Here is a 5257-nt window from a genome sequence, read left to right as displayed (position 1 = left end):
GTCTTCCTTGGATATCTTCTTGTCCTGCTCGAATCTACGATATGAACGCGCCTTTTTTACCAGATCTTTAAACATTGCTCCTCCTTACTCCGTAATATACCGGGTCTACGACTTCGAAACTACCATCCCCTAAAGGCAATGGTTTTCTGGCTACCTCGTTATAAAATCCCCCACACCTTAAGCATGCATGTGGCATCTGACTTTTAATCATATGCAATTAGTATAACACTTATACCCGCCTCATACATGGCAAGTACAGGATTGTCACAAAAAATTAATAATTACTTTTTGGTACTCTGCAGTAAATGCGACTTTCTGCAATAGACTTTTAAAAAGCCATTTATCATGCCCGTTTTCACTTACAAAGTTAACCAAAAGCTGAAAAACAGTCAAAAAATTCACTCAAAATTATTCATTATATTATTTAATTCTGTTAAAATATTTATGTAACTGTTGACTATACTCATCTTCAGGTAAATTCATGAACATAATATCAGATTCAGTTTTATTTGAAAATTTGGTTCAATTAATTCCTGCCGGAATCTTCTGGAAAGATAAAGACAGGCGTTTTCTTGGTGCAAATCAGATGTTTCTGGACTACTATGGTCTTAAATCAGTCGAAGATATCATAGGCAAGAATGACGAGGAAATGGGCTGGCATATAGATCCGGACCCTTTCAGAAATATAGAACTTAAGATACTTTCGACAGGAGAATCCGTAAGGGATGTTCCCGGAGAATGTATTGTCAAAGGTAATCTCCGCAAGATCAAGGCTTCCAAATGTCCTATTTATTCGAATGGAGAAATAGTAGGACTTGTCGGCTATTTTATGGATATAACAGCAGAAATTGCAGAAAGGGACCGCCTTGCGGTTTTGTGTCAGACAGATGATCTTACAGGCCTTCTTAACAGACGTGCCTTTAGTAATATTGTCCTTGAATATGAAAAACAGTACAAAGAGAAGAATACCGACTTTGCACTGTTTATGATAGATATTGATAGTTTTAAAAGTATTAATGATTCCTATGGCCATGAATATGGTAACCTGGTTCTTAAATCAACTGCCAAGAACCTTACCATGGCTTCTGCAGATAACAGCATTGCATTTAGATATGGCGGTGATGAGTTTATTGTTATTCATCAGCTATATTCAAGTTCTGACATAGAATCTTTGGAAAAACGTATCTATCGCTACATTGACAGTCCTTTAAATATTGATGGTAACAATATAAGCATAAAAGCGTCTATAGGGCATGCCATTTATTCAGAAACCCTTAGCATTGATACTCTTTTAGAGCTTTCAGATAATCGCATGTATGATGTCAAAAAACTACATCACCGCGTATGAATGTTCTACCTTTTATTGGAATTAAAATTGACAGCAAGGAAATATCAAAAAACCTCACAATAATACAGCCGTATTTTTAATAACTGTACCTGTATCTTGTGCAGCTCTGACAGGTGGAATTGTTCACATCAAGAAAAAAAGAAAAGAATAATATCTGTACGCAAAAAGGATCTTGAGAAATTTATTCAGGGACCCCTTACAGGGTCCCTGATAAATAAAAGTCTAAACTTCGTATATATCATTACAAGAATGCATTTAGCATCTTATTTAATCAAGTCTTAGTATCATCATAAGAACACGCTTTGCGCATAGCTCTAAGTCGCTTCTATGTATAACTCCCATCTCCATGGCTTTACCTACTCTGTCCGGATAGCCATTGGCCATCTTGACATCATTGCCTGCAAGGATTTCTTTGTAATGCTCTGCCCTGTTCCACCAGTCACTGGTTACCATTCCTTTAAAGCCCCATTCATCTCTAAGGATACCTGTCAGAAGGTCCTTGGATTCTGAAGCCCTTTGACCATTGACCGCGTTATAGGCTGACATGATCGTCCATGGATCTGCCTCTTTGACTATTATCTCAAAGGCCTTTAAGTATATCTCTCTAAGGGCTCTTTCAGATACTCTTGAATCGCTATGCTTCCTGTTTGTCTCCTTATTGTTAGCTGCAAAGTGCTTGACACTTGCTGCTACGCCCAGAGACTGGATACCTCTAACAAGGCTTGCTGCAAGCTTACCCGCAAGATAGGGGTCTTCCGAATAATACTCGAAATTTCTTCCGCAAAGAGGACTTCTGTGAATATTAACAGCCGGTGTGAGCCAGATCTGGAGATTATTTTCCTTAAGTTCCTTACCTCCGGCTTCGCCGACTTTATATAACAGATCCTTGTTCCAGGTGGATGCCAAAAGGGTTGCGCATGGCCATGCTGTTGTTACTACGCCGCAGTCAGGATTTATACGTACTCCTGCAGGGCCGTCTGCTGTCATGACGTTAGGTACGCCGTATTCAGGCTTATTGCCCATGCCCCAGGTATTGGCAACACCCCTGTTGGGTTGACCACCCAGAAGGTCTATAAGATCATCATCACTTAGCTGAGCTATAAAGTCGTCAATAGATATTTTCCCTTCATAGACATCTATAAGTGGCTTTGTATCCTTGTTCTTATATGAATCCATAAGAAGATATGAGCCCCTGCCCCTGTCTGCAGGAACGACAGCTTCTTCTGTTCCCGGAACCATCTTTTCAAATATGCACTCATTTATATCAGCATCAGGACCTGTGGGGAGATCTTCATAGCTTCCGTCTGCAAGAAGTCTTTTCTTTAAAGATACTGGCGCAAGCTTTTTTGAAAGCTTCTCATAGACTATATCTTCAGGCACTATAAACTTATACTCGCTTTCGAACGCATCTTCTACGCTTGATCCAAGGAAAAATCTGTATTCACCCTTTTCTATGACATAAGAAGACTCTTCTATCTTGCCAAGATCATCGTAGGATGATAGCTGATATTTGGATACATACAGCTCCATAACCTGAGCATCTCCCGCTTCAAGGAGTCTTGTCTTTTCAAATGAAACAAGAACTCTTGAAGGCTTTTGGAGTTTTCCCATAGGAGCTGACATATAGATAGCCGCAACTTCCTTGCCGGCGAGCTTACCTGTATTAGTAACTCGTATTCTAAATGTGAAGCCGTCATCTTCTTCAATTACCTTTATCAGTTCCTTGTCAAAAGATGTATAGGAAAGACCATATCCAAAAGGATATACTATTCTATCTTTGGCATCTTTTATGGTCTCAAAATATCTATAGCCAACATATATATCTTCTGTATAGTCTACATAATCAACCGATTCATGGAAGCCTTCTGTTGATGGATAATCCTCTATATCTCCGGCAAAAGAGTCAGGAAGCTTACCAGACGGATTATCAATGCCCATAAGGATTCTTGCTGCTGCAAGGCCTCCTTCCATTCCTCCCTGCCATGCAAGAAGAGCTGCCCCTATCTTATCATCACCCTTGATCCACTTGGTATCTACGATACCACCCACATTAAGGACTACTATGGTCTTTGCAAATCTGCCGCTTACTTTGCTGATCATCTCCTGTTCAGCATCTGTAAGATAGAAATCTCCCTTCGGGAAAATCCTGCCTGCAGTTTTGGGCATGCTGACTTCTGTCTCCCAGGGATTGTACTCGCCGTTATACTCTACATCTGAACGGTCCCATCCCTCGCCGGAGAATCTGCTGATACTGATGATGGCTGTATCTGTATAAAATCCTGCTGATGTTAGTAAATCGTCAGGAAGTGTGGGCTCTACGGTCATGCCGGGAGCTGCTCCTTTTTGATACTGGCTATCTACATCTTTTTTGTAATACTCGCATAAAGGCTCGAATACATCTACTCCAAGAGATTTGAAGCCTTCATAGATATTCCTTACGTACTTGGTATATACGTCTCCTGATCCGCCGCCTCCTTTTACGTAGTCAAAAGTGCCTTTGCCAAAAAGAGCAACCCTGGTCCCTTTTACAAGTGGAAGTATATCCTTCTCGTTTTTGAGAAGTACCATTCCTTCGGCTGCTGCCCGCATTGAAAGCTCTATATGCTCAGCGCTTGCTGTAACTTTCTTATCTCCTTCAAGAGGAAGATTTGGTTGAAAATTAGCTCTTGTCCATTTTTTCATATGATCAAATACCTTTCCATCGCATTAGTATACCGGCTTGTTCATTACCATCCTCTTATTCAGATATCAAAAACTCTTCTGACATCCGGTAATGAACATTCCAATACCAAACACACGCACACCCCGTGTCACATAGCTACTCATTTCGTGATCAAAGCAGCTATGTCATCATCATACCATTCTATGATAAAATGTATACGCTACATTTTTTATTTTTAGTGTGCAAATTTTAGAAGTTTAGGGTATCTTGTTTTATAATTTCTGGGTTTAATATCACTTTGATCTTATGAAACGGATCAAAGTAAATGTACTGACTCATTTTTATTTAATCAAATATGAATAAGTCAGTACACTAGGCATATAAGGAATTTGGGGGATTATGTTCAGTAAAAAAATAGCTCTTTTTATCTCACACATATATGGCGAATATCAAAAGAATCTCACGCAGGGAATAATAGATAAGGCTCTTGAACACGGCTACCAGACTCAGGTATTCACAACCAATGACGGCGAGTCACTTGGCGATCTTTCTAATATAGAAGAGTGCATACTACAGCTCCCTGTCTATAAGAATCTAAGTGGCATCATATTTGCATCAGGAACATATGCATCCAGAGATCTTAGGGACAAGATTTCTGGTGCTATAAAAAAGTCAGGGCTTCCGGTCATTGAAGTCAATGATACGGATCCTTTTTTTCCAAATGTAACTATGGATAATAGTACGATGTTCTCTGTCATAACAGAGCACTTTGTAAGCATGCACGGCGCAAAGCGCGTATGCTACCTTGGGTGTAAGAGTGAATCAGATATTTCTGAATTAAGGCTTGGCATCATCAAAGAGACCCTGTCCCATCACGGTCTGTCATTAGATGATAGCGACTACTATGTATGTGATGAAACACCTTACGATTTCGAAAAAGCACTTGATTATCTCACAAAAAAAGGGACTAATATCCCGGATGCCATCATCTGCTATAACGACAGGCTTGCCTATGAGCTGATAATCACTGCCGAAAATAAAGGATATAAGATCCCTGAGGATTTCGGCGTATCAGGATGTGATAACCTACCTGCAGGACAGAACATGATACCGGCGCTTACAACTATATCTTATCCTGTATATGACCTTGGACGTATCGCAGTAAGTAACCTTCACAGCCTTATCCGAGGACGCGAGAGGTCTAATACAAGCGTTTTTGCCAAAGTGATATATGGAGGATCCTGCGG

Annotated in this window: 3 protein-coding genes; 2 read left to right on the top strand and 1 reads right to left on the bottom strand. The window is 40.1% G+C overall.

What is annotated here, in order from left to right; translation table 11 throughout:
• Positions 1-481 precede the first annotated feature (481 nt).
• A complete protein-coding gene (locus K6G87_RS16750; protein WP_296839794.1) occupies positions 482-1348 on the top strand; it encodes a sensor domain-containing diguanylate cyclase in 867 nt (288 codons plus the stop codon).
• A 267-nt stretch (positions 1349-1615) separates the two neighbouring features.
• On the opposite strand, the gene K6G87_RS16745 is transcribed toward K6G87_RS16750, so the two are convergent.
• The gene (locus K6G87_RS16745) at positions 1616-4030 is read right to left on the bottom strand and encodes a glycoside hydrolase family 3 protein (protein WP_296839793.1); all 2415 of its coding nucleotides are present in this window, start codon (positions 4028-4030) and stop codon (positions 1616-1618) included.
• 379 nt (positions 4031-4409) lie between these two features.
• On the opposite strand from K6G87_RS16745, the gene K6G87_RS16740 reads away from it, so the two are divergent.
• Positions 4410-5257: LacI family DNA-binding transcriptional regulator (locus tag K6G87_RS16740; RefSeq protein WP_296839791.1), on the top strand; the 848-nt coding region annotated here is incomplete at its 3' end.

This window comes from Butyrivibrio sp. (assembly GCF_024699075.1).
The sequence above is the reverse complement of the archived record's forward strand: the minus strand, read 5'-3'. Positions and strand labels throughout refer to the sequence as shown.

Coding starts and splice junctions, on each gene's coding strand:
- K6G87_RS16745 (WP_296839793.1), bottom strand. CDS start 4,030: ATGAAAAAATGGACAAGAGCTAATTTTCAACCAAATCTTCCTCTTGAA.
- K6G87_RS16750 (WP_296839794.1), top strand. CDS start 482: ATGAACATAATATCAGATTCAGTTTTATTTGAAAATTTGGTTCAATTA.